Source organism: Microcoleus sp. Pol17C6 (assembly GCF_036701145.1).
In the GTDB taxonomy this organism is placed as follows: Bacteria; Cyanobacteriota; Cyanobacteriia; order Cyanobacteriales; family Microcoleaceae; genus Microcoleus.
The window spans coordinates 99,689-112,734 of sequence record NZ_JAUBQH010000015.1 but is presented as its reverse complement, the minus strand read 5'-3'; the positions used below and the strand labels follow the sequence as shown (position 1 = coordinate 112,734).

Genomic DNA, 13,046 nt, shown 5'->3' with positions numbered 1-13,046 from the left:
TTAATTGGGTCAACAGGTAAAAGATGAGTAATTTGACTCATTGACAATAGTGCTTTTAGCTTAACTTGTGAGTAATGCGCAGGCAAAGACTTTTGCAGGCTTTCGCAAGGGTCAACCGATGCCAGTGGAATGGGTGACAATTGACAATCCTGACCCTGCTACGGATACGGTACGGGTCGAAGGTTTCGGTAAAGGTGCTGCCCAGTTTGCTCGTGGGGAAGGCATCTGGTACGGCAATCGTGAAGTTTATTTCTGTTGTACAAACGGTGGCTCTGTTGATGCTAATGGCAGACCCAACGGATTTGGTCAGGTTTGGCGCTATCTTCCCGATCAAGATACGATCGAACTTTTTGTTGAGGCTAAATCGGCTGAGGAACTCGATGGTCCTGACAACATTGTTGTGGCACCTTATGGTGATCTGATCATTTGCGAAGATGGCGCTGATGAGCAGTTCGTGATGGGTGTAACTCCCAACGGGGAACTGTATCGTCTGGCAAAAAATGCTATCAACGATAGCGAGTTTGCCGGAGCCTGCTTCTCGCCGGATGGTAATACTATGTTCGTTAATATCCAAACCCCAGGCATCACGTTTGCCATTTGGGGCCCTTGGAAGTCTCAACGAGGAGCATAACATTACTGCCTTATAGTGCGAGCATTTTATTTGCGTGTAAAACGCTTAATGTTCGCACTATGCAGAATATGGTGAATCACGCCGGATTGTGGCAACATCCGGTGTGGGTTCTCTATAAGCCTATGAAAGTTTAACGGTTTGTGGGAGTTTGAAGAGTCGTGCAATACGTCAGACAGTCGAAACGAGTGTTTTATTCTTTGGTAATGGTGTCGATCGCCTTTGGCGTTGACCTATGTCAATCTAGTCGTTCAGTCGCTCAAACACCCGTTGATTATGTTTGCTATATACAGAAAAGTGATGGTCAAACGATCGACTTAGGTAAGCTTTGTGGAAGTAGTGGCAGCAGCCGCCCGATCGCTTTACAGCCAAATGACCAGGCCTTTCTTAATAGTTATCAACGATCGTTGAGCAAACGGCTCAATTCATCCTCATCCGATGTCGTGTCTCGCGTTCAGCGAAATCCCCAAGCTGCTATCGAACGTGCGCGCGGGATATGTAATGCGCTCAGTGCCGGAATGTCGATCGACTTGCTGCAACCTCAAGGTAATGCTGAAGTTGATGCACTTAACGCTCTGGCTCCTAAATATTACTGCCCTGAGTTTGACGACTGAGCAAGGAAGTTTGAGTGGAGCGAGCGACTCTGCCATTACTGGCGCTTCAGAAGTAGGAGCGGTGGCTGGGATTGCCTCTGTGAGATGGGGGGGGTTACTGTGGCGATCGGGTGAAAGAAAATCGCTTGACACTTGTCCCCAAACCTGAATAGGCTGTTAACAATTGTATCTGGCTTTTGGGAAATCTCAAAGACAGTTGCTAAAAATCAAACGGATGTTAGAATTTTGCAAATTTCAATAAGTCTATAAAGTTTTAATCCCCTCGCGGGGAAAAGTGAATTGCGACTTTATTTTCACATTTTTGCTCAATCCTCGATTGCCTCAATACCAAGTTGCTTAAGTCGCTCAAGATGCTCCTTCATGGCTTTGAGCTGTTCTGGGGTGTGTCCCTGCCAATCTGTAACCTCACCACAAACCCGTAGCGGATTCCGAGAACGGTATGACTTTGTTGGGTTTCCAGGGAACTTCTTGTCCGTCAAATTGGGGTCATCTTCAATCGGACCAGTCGGCTGTACTATATAAATTCTGTCTGGTCCTTCGCCCAAGGCAAGTTCAGCTCCCCAAATAGCAGCATCCAAGGTGGCGGTTAGATAGACATAGGATGCCTTCTTCCTCTTACCGTAGTTTGAATTAAAGCCGGGTTCAATCAGGTCTCCCTGCTTCAGATTTGCCTTAGTGCCATGATAGAACCTTTGTGAACTTAGGTCTATTGACTTGTCCTCACTTCTGTTTGCGATCATTGTCGTTATATTCTTTGTGAATGTCTTTTCTTTTACTACACCTCAGCAGGCTGTTTTTCTTGAGTCTTGAGCCACTCCGTTGCCGATTTCGATTCAGCCTGCGCTTCCTCCGACTGAGTAGCTAGCCACTCCTGATAAGCCTTTTCATCACCACCAAAGGAAGCTAGGGAGGGAGCAAGGCGGTGAGCCTTTTTCATCCAGACATCTTCAGGTGTTAAAGGTAACATCACCAAAAATCCCCCGCTACAGCACTACCGTAACGGAGGATTTTTGTCAACCTACAAAATTAACTTTCTTGCAGTTTGTTATTAGCTTCTGTCAATAGCAGCCACAGGCTCAAAACTCGGAACCACAATCTCACCATTCTGCTTAGTCAACTGGTTGTACAGTCTTTCAGTATTCGGGAAATTCGCAGCCGGCAGAGTCGGGAAGCGACGGTAAGGAACAGTATCCTCCCCAAACGCCTCAGCATATTCAACGCTGTTCAACATGGCGTTGATAAAGCCCTTAATCCCTTTACTTGCTAAGATTTGGTTGTACGTCCGAATCTCCGCTTGATTGCGGGGAGCGCGGCCCAAGAAGTGCTTGGTTCCCAACTCAATCACCTTAGTATTGGGATAAGGTGCGTAGAACTGTTTGACGTACAGCGAGGAACAACCTAAACCTTCAATGAACTCCTTGAGATTGATTTCATTGTTGCCCAGTTTGCTTTCCAGCGCCGTGAATTCATTCTTCACAACGTAGGGATTCAAGTCGCGTTCAAAAACTTGACGGTAAGCAGCTTGAATTAAAGTTTTCAAAGCTACCTTGTCCGAAGTAGTCGTCAGCTTGAACACCTTAGTTTGTTCGCGCCGCTTGCTGACACCTTGAGCGAGGCTATTTTGTAACTCGAAATCGCCCCGATCGAGCGCAGTGCCGAGTTCGATAAACCGAGGAGTTTCTGGCGTCTGAGCTTGGACATTTTGCTCAGCGACGGAACCCGATCGCATCGTCCGCATCGACAAACCACCGGGAGTTACATAGCGCTCGTAGGGAACTGTATCTTCCCCAAAAGCTTCGTTGTACTCCGTGCTGTCCATGATGCTATCGACCAGCGCGTAGAAACCCTTCTTGGCGCAAATGTCAAAGTAAGCGTTCATTTCCTGGCGGCCATAGGTAGGGCGTCCCAGGAGTCGGCGGTGAATGTACTCGATCGCCTTACAAACGTAAAGCTTGCTCCAGTACATATTGCGGAACACGTCAGACTTCGCCAACATCCGAATAAACTCGCGCATCGGAATCTCGCCGTTTTCCAGCTTAATTTCCGCTACCTTTTGGCGCTGGCCGTCGAACACGTCGCGACCAAACACTTGCAGGTAAGCTGCCCGAATCACCGCTTGAGTCGAACTTTCGGTAAATTTGACACTAGAACTGTTGCTGTAGCTGCTAGAGACACCGCGGGCAGTTTTCTTGGAAGCAACATAGTTGCTCGGTAACTGGTCTAATTTAAAGACCTTGGGGCCCAGAGAACCAGGAGCAGCACCGCGAGCCGCCGGATTGCTCAACTGATTGTCAATACCTGCACCTTGACGGATTAGGATGCGGCGGGTGTCCTTGCCGAAGGGAGCTGGACGGCTCTTGGGGTTGCGAGTTTCTTTCGGGAAAATCGCGCCGAACTGAATTTCTAAGGGGTCATTGCCAACACCGTAAACGTGCTGGTCTGGCAGAGGCTGGTTGTAGCCGGCAAACAAGGTGATGAACTGAGGAACCTTGCGGAACGGAGCGCTGAAATTGAACAAATCAATTTGCGGGCCCCAGTTGCGACACTCCTGAGCTTCTTGGCCCAAACCGCGTAGGTAAGGCACTGTTTCTTCGCCGAAGTAGTCGGAATATTCTTGCGAATAGACCATCGCGTCTACGAGGGCTGGCAGGCCGCCTTTGCTGACGATCGCAAAATACTTGCTAAATTCCTCCCGCGAGCTCAAACCGCGACCTAGGAAGTGACGGGCAGCAAGTTCTACAGCGCGGCTGTTGACAAACGGCTCGTAGAATTGCTGACGGTACAGAGGAGATTTGCCAAGGCGGCGAATAAACTCTTTCATCGAGATTTCGCCATTTTTGACCTTGGATTCCAAGTCAGAAATGCTTTGGCTGTATGCGCGGCTAATGTCGCGCTCGAATACTTGGCGGTAAGCTGCTTTGATTACTTCCAGCTTTTCGGCCGAAGACAGACCGGTTTTCATGACGAATTTCGATCGCCGCTCGGCTGCGTTGAAGTAGATTTGGGGCAGTTGCAGCCCTTGCTGGTCGTTGCTTTCGCGCTGCCGCACCTTGTCTGAAGGTGTGGGAGCTTTGAATTCGGTAATTGCTACGTCGAAATACTGTCCGACGATCGCACTTGCCTCTGCATTGTTTCTGAAATAGCCCAAAGATGCTGCCTTCATTTCCTGCATTGCCACAATTGTGGCCGCCGAAGAGCAAGCATTTTCGATGATTTCCCGCAATCCGCGCACGTTCACCGAAATAATGTTCGGGTCGCCAGCTACGATCGCGTAGGTGATGTAGCGCAAAAACCAGCTCAAGTCGCGCAGAGATTTGGTCATGTTGCCCGGGCCGTAGCGCGAGACATTGATCGGCTGAAATCCTGCAGGGATTGGGCCGCTGTAGCCGCCACCGTTGCCAGAAAATAGATTTCCCAGCCCCAAGAAACCGCCGCCACCGCCGTTGCCGCCAGAGCGGCTTTCTACGTAGGTGACATTTCCCAGTTTCATGCCTTCAGAGACATTCGCCGTACCGGCGCGAGCCGCGCCTGCTACAGCCATCGCAGGTTCTTGGGGTCTTTCCAAAAATGCCAGCGGGGAACCGCCGGTAAAAATCCGGTTGGCTGCGCGGGATACTATCAGTTCCGAGTTTTGGGTCAGCGTCGCAGAGATATCGATCCGAAGAGCCCCTGAACTGAAATAACTTGCCAGTTCGCTGAGTTCACCCCGCTGTAGGAAGCGGTCTTGCTGTTCTGCTTGCGAAATAGTTGCGACCGGTACAGTTTGATATAGTTGCGGACGCGCAACCGAGCTTCCACCACTTGCCTTTACAGTCATTAGACTCCTTAGCTCCCTATCTAAATCGTTGTAGCATTTACCCAGACTAACGCTGCCTTCTCATGCAGGTCAAAGTAGGTATTTTTGCTTTGTTTACTTTTTGCCTTTACCTGTCACGAGGTTCGGGCGCGCTTACTTTCTTAGATTAAAATGTTTTGGTTTCATCTTTCTGCCTGCGGGGAAATGTCCGATCCGAAGGCAGGCACGGGGTACTCCCTCCGCTGCGATCCGCCGGCATACCCGTGGAAAAAAAGACTCGGCAGGAGAGTTGCCTTTGGGGAATTGCAGCAAGTGCCTTGAATTAAAGGAAAAGAAAATCAAAAATTTTCTTCTGCCTGTTTCGGGGCTGTTGACTTTCTGCGGAAAGACGCCTCCGCTTTACTCGACAGTTCAGCGGTGGGCTATTGACAGTCCTTGTTTGTTAAAAAGCCTGTCGAGATTTATTGTATAGATTTAAGAGAGCTTATATGAGAAAAAATGATAAGTTTTATTACGCAGAAGCTGTCAGGGCTTGGCTACCAGGGGTTTGTCGATCGCCCGATCCCTCTCTCTTAGGCTTCCCAACTTGGCGAGACGCCACTTTGGTTGCCAGTAAGGAAGCAATAGAAGTGCATCGCGTCGCGCTGTTCGTCCGTAGCTACTGACAACCAATCTCCAAACTCACGCACAATTACCTCACCTATGGATACTACGCCTGATATCAGTGCTGCCGTGCGGCGGCTTTACGATACTTTCCCTTTCCCGCCCGATCCGTTGTCAGATGAACCGCCCCCTGGGTACAACTGGCGCTGGAGTTGGCCTGATGCTTACAATTTTTGCACCGGCCAAAAGCCGCCAAAACTGGATATTCGGATTTTAGATGCTGGCTGTGGCACTGGTTCGAGCACCGATTATCTGATTCACCTCAATCCTGAAGCTTCCGTGACGGCGATCGACCTGAGTGAAGGTGCTTTGAAGGTAGCACAAGAACGCTGTCGGCGATCGGGAGCGCGCGAAGCTGATTTTCGCCACCTCAGTCTGTACGATGCCGCCGAGTTAGAGGGCGAGTTTGATTTGATTAACTGCGTCGGCGTGCTGCACCACTTACCCGATCCGATCCGGGGCATTCAAGCGCTGGCGGCGAAGTTGGCGGAGGGCGGTTTGATGCACATTTTTGTGTATGCTGAGCTCGGACGCTGGGAAATTCAATTGATGCAAAGGGCGATCGCACTTCTTCAAGGCCCGCAAAAAGGTGACTATCCGGATGGGGTGAAAGTCGGCCGTCAAATCTTTGCTTCTTTACCAGAAAACAACCGTCTTGTCAAGTACGAAAAACAGCGTTGGGCAGGAGAAAATCAGCGGGACGAATGTTTTGCTGATATGTACGTTCACCCGCAGGAAATTGACTACAATATTGAGACTTTGTTCGAGTTAATTGATGCTTCGGGATTGGAATTTATTGGTTTTTCAAATCCGGGATATTGGCAGTTAGAAAGACTTTTGGGTAAAGCGCCGGAATTGATAGAAAGAGCTCAGGGTTTGACGGAACGGGAGCTTTATCGATTAATTGAATTGTTGGATACGGAAATTACTCATTACGAGTTTTTCTTGGGCAAAAAGCCTGTTAATAAAATTGATTGGTCGGACGATCAGGCTCTTTTGGCGGCAATTCCAGAGTTGAGTGGTTGTATGCACGGTTGGCCTAGTCAACAAGTGTTTGATTGCAATTACCAATTGCTCAATTTGTCAAGTGCTGAATTTGAGTTTTTGCAAGGTTGTTTACCCCCCCCAGCCCCCCCTTATCAAGGGGGGGAGAAAGAGGGAAGCCCGTCTGGCAAAAGCATAGGAGAGATTTTGGCGGATGTGGAGATGGGATTGGATGAAGTGCGATCGATCTTATCAAAACAGCTCATTTTGCTAAGACCGAAATTATAGCGCTTTTTCATTCTTTGAACGAACCGCGAAGACGCCAAGAGCGCGAAGGAAGAACTGCATCTCTTTCTTTCTCTTCCTTCGCGTCCTTCGTGCCTTCGCGGTTCATTTTATCTTACTCCTAAAATCCCAAATGGATTGACACAGGCCCCCCTCTGCGGCTACGCTTTGAAGTTACAGGTTGCTTTGCTTGTAGAGGAAGTAGCCCGCGTCGCCCAAAAATCTAGTTGCACTGCCCAAAGCTGTTGCGAGCAGCAATGGACAGCTAACCGCCAAACTGGTATCAGCAGTCTGGAGGCTAACGGAGTATGATAACACTCTCTGTAGCCGCCCTGCTATGCGTTGAAAAGCGGGGTGGCTGGGTTTTTGGGTTTTTCTAGAAAACCCAAAACCAGGAGAACATAATTATGTCACAGGAATTCTTGCCTGACGACAACAAATTTGCACGGCAAAATGACGACTCAGCAGCAGAATCGGAACAGGATGTGGTGTGTGTAACGCTGACAGGTTCGCCCCAGGGTGTTAGGGAAACCATACTCACCTTGTACCGCCTGGGATTTGCCGAAGTGGGCGATTGGAGTCCCGTACAACGTGCAGCTAATCCGAAGCAAGTGATGAGTGTGCTGATTCGCCGTCGGAAGCGCAAAGCGTAGGTGTTTGCTCGTTCCCAGGCTAGAGTCTGGGAACACATTCCATGAGGCTCTGCCTCCTGTTTTTGTTTTTATCCGCTAGCGAGGCGGAGCCTCTGGATCTCGGTTCTCAGGCTAAGGCCTGGGAACCAGTTAAGAAGACCAACAAATCTCACTAAATCAGGATAAGAGCATATCGTGATTTAGAGGCTGAAACATCTATAAATCCAGCTAGGCGGGGAAACTACACTTTCCCCGCCTAAGTCCTGTAACCTTTCCAGCTACATCGAGAAGACACATATCTTGACATAAAATATTATCAAATTCAAAAATATCCATAGTATAAACTCAAAAACAGGTATAGTTAGATTAACTACCACCTAAAAAACTGACAAATAAAAGAAAATAATGATTTTTGCTCAAGCTGTTCAAGCACAAGTTATTAACGCCCAAGTAGTCAGTATTGAAGACGGCGATACACTCAATATTCGCAGTAATAAAAGACCAAATATAACAGTAAGGTTAGCTTGCATTGACACACCTGAAATAAATCAAGAAGGTGGAAAAGAGGCAGCTAATCGCCTTAAAACACTACTTCCACAAGGTACATCAATCAAAGTTCAACCTGTATATCAAAACGTATATGGAGATAAATTATTGGTAGTTTTGGTAGTTTTCGGCAATAAAAATATTAATTTGCAACTGGTGCAAGAAGGGCAAGCATGGGTTTATGAACATTACATTGGTATTGGTAAATGTATCAATATCGCTCAAGAATTGCGTCAAGTTCAGACTACCGCCCAACAGCAGCGAATCGGACTATGGATTAAAAATAATCCTTGTCCACCTTGGGACTATAGAAAAAATCAGTGTAAATAGAATCCCATTACCCCACAAAAACCTGCACCAATTTGGGAATATGCAAAGACAAATTATTTTGTGATTGTTTCCAAAGATTCTGACTTTCATCAACGGAGTTTACTTTACGGTCATCCTCCCAAATTTATTTATCTCCGTGTTGGCAATTGCTCAACCTCTAAAATTATTCAAATGCTACAACATGAAATCGACATCATTAGTCAGTTTGGAGATAGAGAAGCAGAGAGTATACTGGTATTGTCCTAGCATGAAACCAAAAAAGCAAAGAGTGAGGATATATAGCAAAACCATTTGATTTGTAAACAATCGATTCAATCATCACAAGCGTTTCAGGTTATTCTACATTCATGACTCAAATAGACTTGCTATATCAACTTAAGGAGTTTACAGCAGTGAATAAAATATCCAGCACGTTAAGCTAATATAAAGTTGTTGCTCTCTGCTCAATAATCCACTGAAAATGATGAAAGAAGACACCATTAACATCGTTGGTTTTCATGGACATATTTACTTCGACGCTGATAATCGCGATGCGGCTGCGCGTGTACGAGAAGGATTGACTCAGTTTGAGGTGCAGCTTGGGCGTTGGCATGACAAACCCATTGGCCCCCACCCCCAAGCGATGTATCAAGTTGCATTTTTACCAGACCAGTTTGGCAAAGTCGTTCCCTGGTTAATGCTGAATCGTGAGGGACTCGATATTCTCATTCACCCTGAAACAGGCGACGATGTGGCCGACCATACGAAACATTCTTTGTGGCTAGGAGAGAAACTAGAGTTGAATATCGAATTCCTGCGACCTAGGACAGCCAACGCCAGCTTATGATCTATCCGCGCGCAAGGCGAGGGCGTTACTTCAGACTGACTTATCGCTGATAATAGATAATTAGCCACCGATTTGAGACATTGTGCGGCTGTAATTTCCTTGAGTAGTTCCCGAATCTCGCTGCTTGAAATTAATCTCCGGTTTAATCTCTAAAATATGCCGCACTCGATCGCATTTAATATAATTATTTGTAAATTGGGTTGAGCTAAAGTGAGCGCCTTTCCCTAATTTATCGCACATTTAAGAATTTGACCGACAACTCCGTACCTCTCGCCTGTCAATCCATCCAATTCGTGTTCAACATCTTCTAACCATCCAAGTTTACTTGTCCACTTACCATTAGGTAACTGTCTGGCTGCATGAGTTGGGATACCGCTAGAGTCAATATATATTGCTATTTTCTGATATCCAGCTTCTAATATATCACCATTACAAAGTTCATATCCCAGTGTTTGATAAGCCTGAATATATGCGTCTAAAGTCTCCTCTTGCGGCACGCCTTCTGGCCAATAGAATTGCTCTCCAGGTATCGGTTGCCACCAGCTATCGTCTTCACCAGCAGCCCATGCAAAGCAATTATATTCCTGTGACTTTTGGCTAGTAACTCGATAATCTGTGCGAGACAAGTTAGGCCATTTAATTTCAAGTTCCGGTCTTCTATACATTCTCTTCAATCGCGTAGCCTCGATCTCTACCCCACTCTATCCAAGCTGATGCCATCTGTTTTACCCTTCCCCTTTGTTCCGGTTTAATGGGATTTTCACCGGTAATTGCATTCAATGCAGCTAACCAGTAAAGGGGATTTTTTTGCAGTTCCGATAGCAACAGCGGCACGACTTTAGAACCCATATTAATAATTTCCTGATATGCAGGATGCTGAGACATTTGAGCTGTGGAAGACATTCCCGCAACTTCACTTTCCCATTCCGTTGCAAGAGTATAAAATTTGTCAATTACCTCGCTCGAAATTTCAGCATTTTTATTGAAGATATCTCGATCGGTATTTGCTGCGGGATTTTCTCGTTGCGCGATCGAGCTTTCAATGCTCATCAAGATTAATTCTTCGATCGATACATTCATCTCGGCAGCAACTTTTTGTAGCTTCAGAATCAGCACGTCTGAAATGGCGATCGAGATGGTGTTCATCTGACTTACAAAATTGGATGATGTCTTAAGTGTAGCAAATAAATTATCGATACAGAGTTGACAAAGATCGATCGCCCATTTTTGCCCAAGTACCTGAAGCGCAGCTATCCCGTAGGGAATCGCCCCTCTGGCCCACATAACAAAAAGAGCGATCGATTTCGGGCAGTTCATCCGCCGATTTGAGACATGGTGCGGCTGTAACTTCCTTGAGTAGTTCCCGAATCTCGCTGCTTGAAATTAATCTCAGGTTTAATCTCTAATATGTGCCGCACTCGATCGCGCAATTCGCTTGTAGGAGTCCCACCACGCAGAGCAGTTTTTAAGTCAATTTGCCCGGTTTCGTTCAGCAGACAAGGCCGCAGCCACCCGTCAGCAGACAAACGCATCCGGTTGCAGCGATCGCAAAAACACTCGGACATTTGGCTGATAAATCCTAAAGTGCCCTTCGCCCCCGGAATTTGAAAAACATCCGCCGGCCCATTTCCGCGAACACCCGACTCAGCTAACCCGTATTTGTCGTTAATTTGTTGCCGCAATTCGGCCGATGCTACCCAACCTTTATCGCCAAATAAATCCCCATTCCCGATCGGCATAAACTCAATAAATCGAACGTGCCAATTCCGGTTAATTGTTAACGCCGCTAAATCCAATATTTCGCCGTCATTCACACCGGGAATTATCACCACATTGAGTTTCAGTGGGTCGAATCCAGCTTGATAAGCCGCTTGAATTCCCTCCCAAACCTGCGCCCACCGCGATCGTCCCCGACTGCCAATTATCTTATCAAAAGTCTCCGGTTCCAAGGAATCCAAACTAATATTAATCCGGCGCAAACCAGCATTGTAGAGATTTTCCGCCATTCCGGCCAGCAAAAAGCCGTTAGTTGTCATTGACAAATCTCGCGTTTCCGGCAAAGATGCGATCGACCTCACCAATTCCACCACCCCAGGCCGCAGCAGCGGTTCCCCTCCAGTCAAGCGAAACTTGGTAAATCCCACGGGTATAAAAACTTCCCGCAGCAGAGTTAGCAATTCCGAGTGAGTTAACAACTGCTGCTGCAATACATAGTCCAACTCGCTACCTTCCGGCATACAGTAGAGACAGCGGAAGTTGCAGCGGTCTATTAAACTAATCCGAAGGTAGTCTACGGTATCCATGTCAATAGTTTGTAATATTATTTAATTATAAATGGCGATCGCATTTTCTGCAATTATTGATAGAAAGCAAAAAACCTGCATCGATTTCTCTCTTTTCTCTTACTCTGTGCTCTCTGCGTCCTCTGCGGTTAATAAAAAAAATCTAGTTTGCAAGTCTATACATCTATGACATTCTTTGAATTTGAAGCTGATTTTGTCGAAGCTTTGCGCTGCATCCCCATGCAAGTACGTCTCAAGTTAGATACTTGCGGCATTAAATTGAAGTTGCAGGATTGGAATCATTTTAACCAAGCAGAACGGCAAACTCTTGTAGAGTTACCTTGCTTGACAGAAGCCGAAATTATTGATTACCGAGAAAAGCTAAATCAAATATTAATTCAACAGACAGGCAAACCCGGAACTGATTTGGCTGTTGATGAAAATCCCCCGTGGATGGATGCTGTAACTGTACCGGAGTCAGTTTCCGCAAAAGCGCAAGAGCTCGGCGTGACAATTTCTTTGGCCCAGTGGGCGAATTTGCAGCCACTACAGCGATTTGCTTTGATTAAGCTTAGTCGATCGAGCCACGAGAATAAAAATTTCATTCCGGCGCTTCAAGAATTTAAGGTTATTGAATGAGATCGAATTTGAATTAACTCTTGTAGGGCGCAGAGGCAGACAAGGGAGAGTTACCTCATCGATTCGCGCGATCGTCCTCTACCCTCTCACTAAGTGAGGCTTACTTAGTGAGAAGCACGAGAAAAATGTATAAAAAAGTGTTATCTGGCGGTGGAAGATTTAGGGTAAGGTCGATCGGACATTTAACGGCTTGAGGTTTCCGAAGCGCCCGGAACCAAATTCCGAAAATATGATTAATTTTATTTTAAGTATTGTTACCGCAGCGTGGTATTATTTTTCTGAGTTTGCAAAGCACTCGCCTGCTACCTGCATTAGTTTCTGAGCTTCGTGAACACGCAAAACACACCCACCGAACCCACACCAGCAACCGAGGATATTCCTCAAGCTGGCACAGTCTCGACAGTCTCGACAGTCTCGTCCGAGACAACGAATCCCATGCAAGACTTTTATCGCCTCCAACAAGAGTTGTTGGCGTACACCCTTGCTTTTACGGCGATTATTTTTATCTCCGTTTGGATTTTTTACTCCCTTAACATTGCCCTGAATTATTTGCTTGGGGCGGTCACAGGTGTGGTTTACTTAAAGATGTTGGCTAGAGACGTTGAACGAATCGGCAGCCAAAATCAACGCATCAGCAAGACAAGGCTCGGTCTGTTTTTCGCGGTGATGATAGTAGGAACACAGTGGAATCAGCTACAGATTTTACCGATATTTTTGGGATTTCTGACTTACAAAGCTGCGCTGATGGTTTACGTGATCCGAAGTGCATTAGCACTAGATTACAGGTAAGTCAGGTAAGAAGAGCAAAACTCAACTCATCG

General features: G+C 46.7%; 18 protein-coding genes and 1 pseudogene. 12 read left to right on the top strand and 7 right to left on the bottom strand.

What is annotated here, in order from left to right; genetic code table 11:
• Window positions 1-67 precede the first annotated feature (67 nt).
• Window positions 68-631 carry an alkaline phosphatase PhoX gene (locus tag QUA25_RS10365; protein WP_333037364.1) on the top strand — a complete coding sequence of 188 codons (564 nt, stop codon included), beginning with the start codon at window positions 68-70 and terminating at the stop codon, window positions 629-631.
• A 158-nt stretch (window positions 632-789) separates the two neighbouring features.
• Window positions 790-1,242 carry a DUF732 domain-containing protein gene (locus tag QUA25_RS10360; RefSeq protein ID WP_333037363.1) on the top strand — a complete coding sequence of 151 codons (453 nt, stop codon included), beginning with the start codon at window positions 790-792 and terminating at the stop codon, window positions 1,240-1,242.
• 305 nt (window positions 1,243-1,547) lie between these two features.
• On the opposite strand, the gene arr is transcribed toward QUA25_RS10360, so the two are convergent.
• The 3 genes from arr to QUA25_RS10345 all read right to left on the bottom strand — a co-directional run bounded on the left by arr (window position 1,548) and on the right by QUA25_RS10345 (window position 5,059).
• Window positions 1,548-1,982, bottom strand: a complete 435-nt coding sequence (gene arr, locus QUA25_RS10355) for an NAD(+)--rifampin ADP-ribosyltransferase (RefSeq protein ID WP_333037362.1) — start codon at window positions 1,980-1,982, stop codon at window positions 1,548-1,550.
• A gap of 35 nt (window positions 1,983-2,017) precedes the next feature.
• Window positions 2,018-2,209: a hypothetical protein gene (locus QUA25_RS10350; protein ID WP_333037361.1), complete on the bottom strand. Its 192-nt coding sequence runs from the start codon at window positions 2,207-2,209 to the stop codon at window positions 2,018-2,020.
• An 81-nt stretch (window positions 2,210-2,290) separates the two neighbouring features.
• A complete protein-coding gene (locus tag QUA25_RS10345) occupies window positions 2,291-5,059 on the bottom strand; it encodes a phycobilisome rod-core linker polypeptide (protein ID WP_333037360.1) in 2,769 nt (922 codons plus the stop codon).
• A gap of 150 nt (window positions 5,060-5,209) precedes the next feature.
• Here QUA25_RS10345 and QUA25_RS10340 point away from each other — a divergent pair, with 150 nt between their 5' ends.
• From QUA25_RS10340 to QUA25_RS10305, 8 genes are all read left to right on the top strand, one after another.
• Window positions 5,210-5,359, top strand: coding sequence for a hypothetical protein (locus QUA25_RS10340; RefSeq protein ID WP_333037359.1), 150 nt, complete (start codon window positions 5,210-5,212; stop codon window positions 5,357-5,359).
• A gap of 167 nt (window positions 5,360-5,526) precedes the next feature.
• Window positions 5,527-5,703 carry a hypothetical protein gene (locus tag QUA25_RS10335; RefSeq protein ID WP_333037358.1) on the top strand — a complete coding sequence of 59 codons (177 nt, stop codon included), beginning with the start codon at window positions 5,527-5,529 and terminating at the stop codon, window positions 5,701-5,703.
• A gap of 37 nt (window positions 5,704-5,740) precedes the next feature.
• A complete protein-coding gene (locus tag QUA25_RS10330) occupies window positions 5,741-6,973 on the top strand; it encodes a class I SAM-dependent methyltransferase (RefSeq protein WP_333037357.1) in 1,233 nt (410 codons plus the stop codon).
• Between the two features lie 135 nt (window positions 6,974-7,108).
• Window positions 7,109-7,282: a hypothetical protein gene (locus QUA25_RS10325; RefSeq protein ID WP_333037356.1), complete on the top strand. Its 174-nt coding sequence runs from the start codon at window positions 7,109-7,111 to the stop codon at window positions 7,280-7,282.
• Window positions 7,283-7,377: 95 nt separating this feature from the next.
• On the top strand, window positions 7,378-7,623 hold the full coding sequence (locus QUA25_RS10320; RefSeq protein WP_333037355.1) for a hypothetical protein: 246 nt from the start codon (window positions 7,378-7,380) through the stop codon (window positions 7,621-7,623).
• A 384-nt stretch (window positions 7,624-8,007) separates the two neighbouring features.
• Complete coding sequence (locus QUA25_RS10315) at window positions 8,008-8,478, top strand: thermonuclease family protein (protein WP_333037354.1); 471 nt, start codon at window positions 8,008-8,010, stop codon at window positions 8,476-8,478.
• 6 nt (window positions 8,479-8,484) lie between these two features.
• On the top strand, window positions 8,485-8,724 hold the full coding sequence (locus tag QUA25_RS10310; protein WP_333037369.1) for a DUF5615 family PIN-like protein: 240 nt from the start codon (window positions 8,485-8,487) through the stop codon (window positions 8,722-8,724).
• A gap of 214 nt (window positions 8,725-8,938) precedes the next feature.
• Window positions 8,939-9,304, top strand: a complete 366-nt coding sequence (locus QUA25_RS10305; RefSeq protein ID WP_333037353.1) for a DOPA 4,5-dioxygenase family protein — start codon at window positions 8,939-8,941, stop codon at window positions 9,302-9,304.
• A 60-nt stretch (window positions 9,305-9,364) separates the two neighbouring features.
• On the opposite strand, the pseudogene QUA25_RS10300 reads toward QUA25_RS10305, so the two are convergent.
• The 4 genes and pseudogenes from QUA25_RS10300 to moaA form a co-directional block, all read right to left on the bottom strand.
• A pseudogene (locus QUA25_RS10300) lies at window positions 9,365-9,472 on the bottom strand (cyclic pyranopterin phosphate synthase MoaA); the annotation flags it as partial.
• A 56-nt stretch (window positions 9,473-9,528) separates the two neighbouring features.
• Window positions 9,529-9,969 carry a DUF7689 domain-containing protein gene (locus tag QUA25_RS10295; RefSeq protein ID WP_333037352.1) on the bottom strand — a complete coding sequence of 147 codons (441 nt, stop codon included), beginning with the start codon at window positions 9,967-9,969 and terminating at the stop codon, window positions 9,529-9,531.
• Window positions 9,962-10,621, bottom strand: coding sequence for a hypothetical protein (locus QUA25_RS10290; RefSeq protein WP_333037351.1), 660 nt, complete (start codon window positions 10,619-10,621; stop codon window positions 9,962-9,964). Before QUA25_RS10290 ends, QUA25_RS10295 begins: the two co-directional genes overlap by 8 nt.
• Window positions 10,618-11,607 (bottom strand): GTP 3',8-cyclase MoaA, encoded by a 990-nt coding sequence (moaA, locus tag QUA25_RS10285; RefSeq protein WP_333037350.1) that lies wholly within the window; start codon window positions 11,605-11,607, stop codon window positions 10,618-10,620. The genes QUA25_RS10290 and moaA overlap by 4 nt, the downstream gene beginning before the upstream one ends.
• A gap of 165 nt (window positions 11,608-11,772) precedes the next feature.
• On the opposite strand from moaA, the gene QUA25_RS10280 reads away from it, so the two are divergent.
• Window positions 11,773-12,225 carry a nitrate reductase associated protein gene (locus QUA25_RS10280; RefSeq protein ID WP_333037349.1) on the top strand — a complete coding sequence of 151 codons (453 nt, stop codon included), beginning with the start codon at window positions 11,773-11,775 and terminating at the stop codon, window positions 12,223-12,225.
• Window positions 12,226-12,552: 327 nt separating this feature from the next.
• Window positions 12,553-13,014 carry an ATP synthase subunit I gene (locus tag QUA25_RS10275; RefSeq protein ID WP_333037348.1) on the top strand — a complete coding sequence of 154 codons (462 nt, stop codon included), beginning with the start codon at window positions 12,553-12,555 and terminating at the stop codon, window positions 13,012-13,014.
• The last annotated feature ends 32 nt before the right edge of the window (window positions 13,015-13,046 follow it).

What these genes read in the sequence shown, in the direction of transcription:
- moaA (WP_333037350.1), bottom strand. Translation starts at nt 11,607, where the DNA reads ATGGATACCGTAGACTACCTTCGGATTAGTTTAATAGACCGCTGCAAC.
- QUA25_RS10290 (WP_333037351.1), bottom strand. Translation starts at nt 10,621, where the DNA reads ATGAACTGCCCGAAATCGATCGCTCTTTTTGTTATGTGGGCCAGAGGG.
- QUA25_RS10350 (WP_333037361.1), bottom strand. Translation starts at nt 2,209, where the DNA reads ATGTTACCTTTAACACCTGAAGATGTCTGGATGAAAAAGGCTCACCGC.
- QUA25_RS10305 (WP_333037353.1), top strand. Translation starts at nt 8,939, where the DNA reads ATGATGAAAGAAGACACCATTAACATCGTTGGTTTTCATGGACATATT.
- QUA25_RS10280 (WP_333037349.1), top strand. Translation starts at nt 11,773, where the DNA reads ATGACATTCTTTGAATTTGAAGCTGATTTTGTCGAAGCTTTGCGCTGC.
- QUA25_RS10320 (WP_333037355.1), top strand. Translation starts at nt 7,378, where the DNA reads ATGTCACAGGAATTCTTGCCTGACGACAACAAATTTGCACGGCAAAAT.
- QUA25_RS10315 (WP_333037354.1), top strand. Translation starts at nt 8,008, where the DNA reads ATGATTTTTGCTCAAGCTGTTCAAGCACAAGTTATTAACGCCCAAGTA.
- QUA25_RS10345 (WP_333037360.1), bottom strand. Translation starts at nt 5,059, where the DNA reads ATGACTGTAAAGGCAAGTGGTGGAAGCTCGGTTGCGCGTCCGCAACTA.
- QUA25_RS10330 (WP_333037357.1), top strand. Translation starts at nt 5,741, where the DNA reads ATGGATACTACGCCTGATATCAGTGCTGCCGTGCGGCGGCTTTACGAT.
- QUA25_RS10340 (WP_333037359.1), top strand. Translation starts at nt 5,210, where the DNA reads ATGTTTTGGTTTCATCTTTCTGCCTGCGGGGAAATGTCCGATCCGAAG.
- QUA25_RS10295 (WP_333037352.1), bottom strand. Translation starts at nt 9,969, where the DNA reads ATGTATAGAAGACCGGAACTTGAAATTAAATGGCCTAACTTGTCTCGC.
- arr (WP_333037362.1), bottom strand. Translation starts at nt 1,982, where the DNA reads ATGATCGCAAACAGAAGTGAGGACAAGTCAATAGACCTAAGTTCACAA.
- QUA25_RS10335 (WP_333037358.1), top strand. Translation starts at nt 5,527, where the DNA reads ATGAGAAAAAATGATAAGTTTTATTACGCAGAAGCTGTCAGGGCTTGG.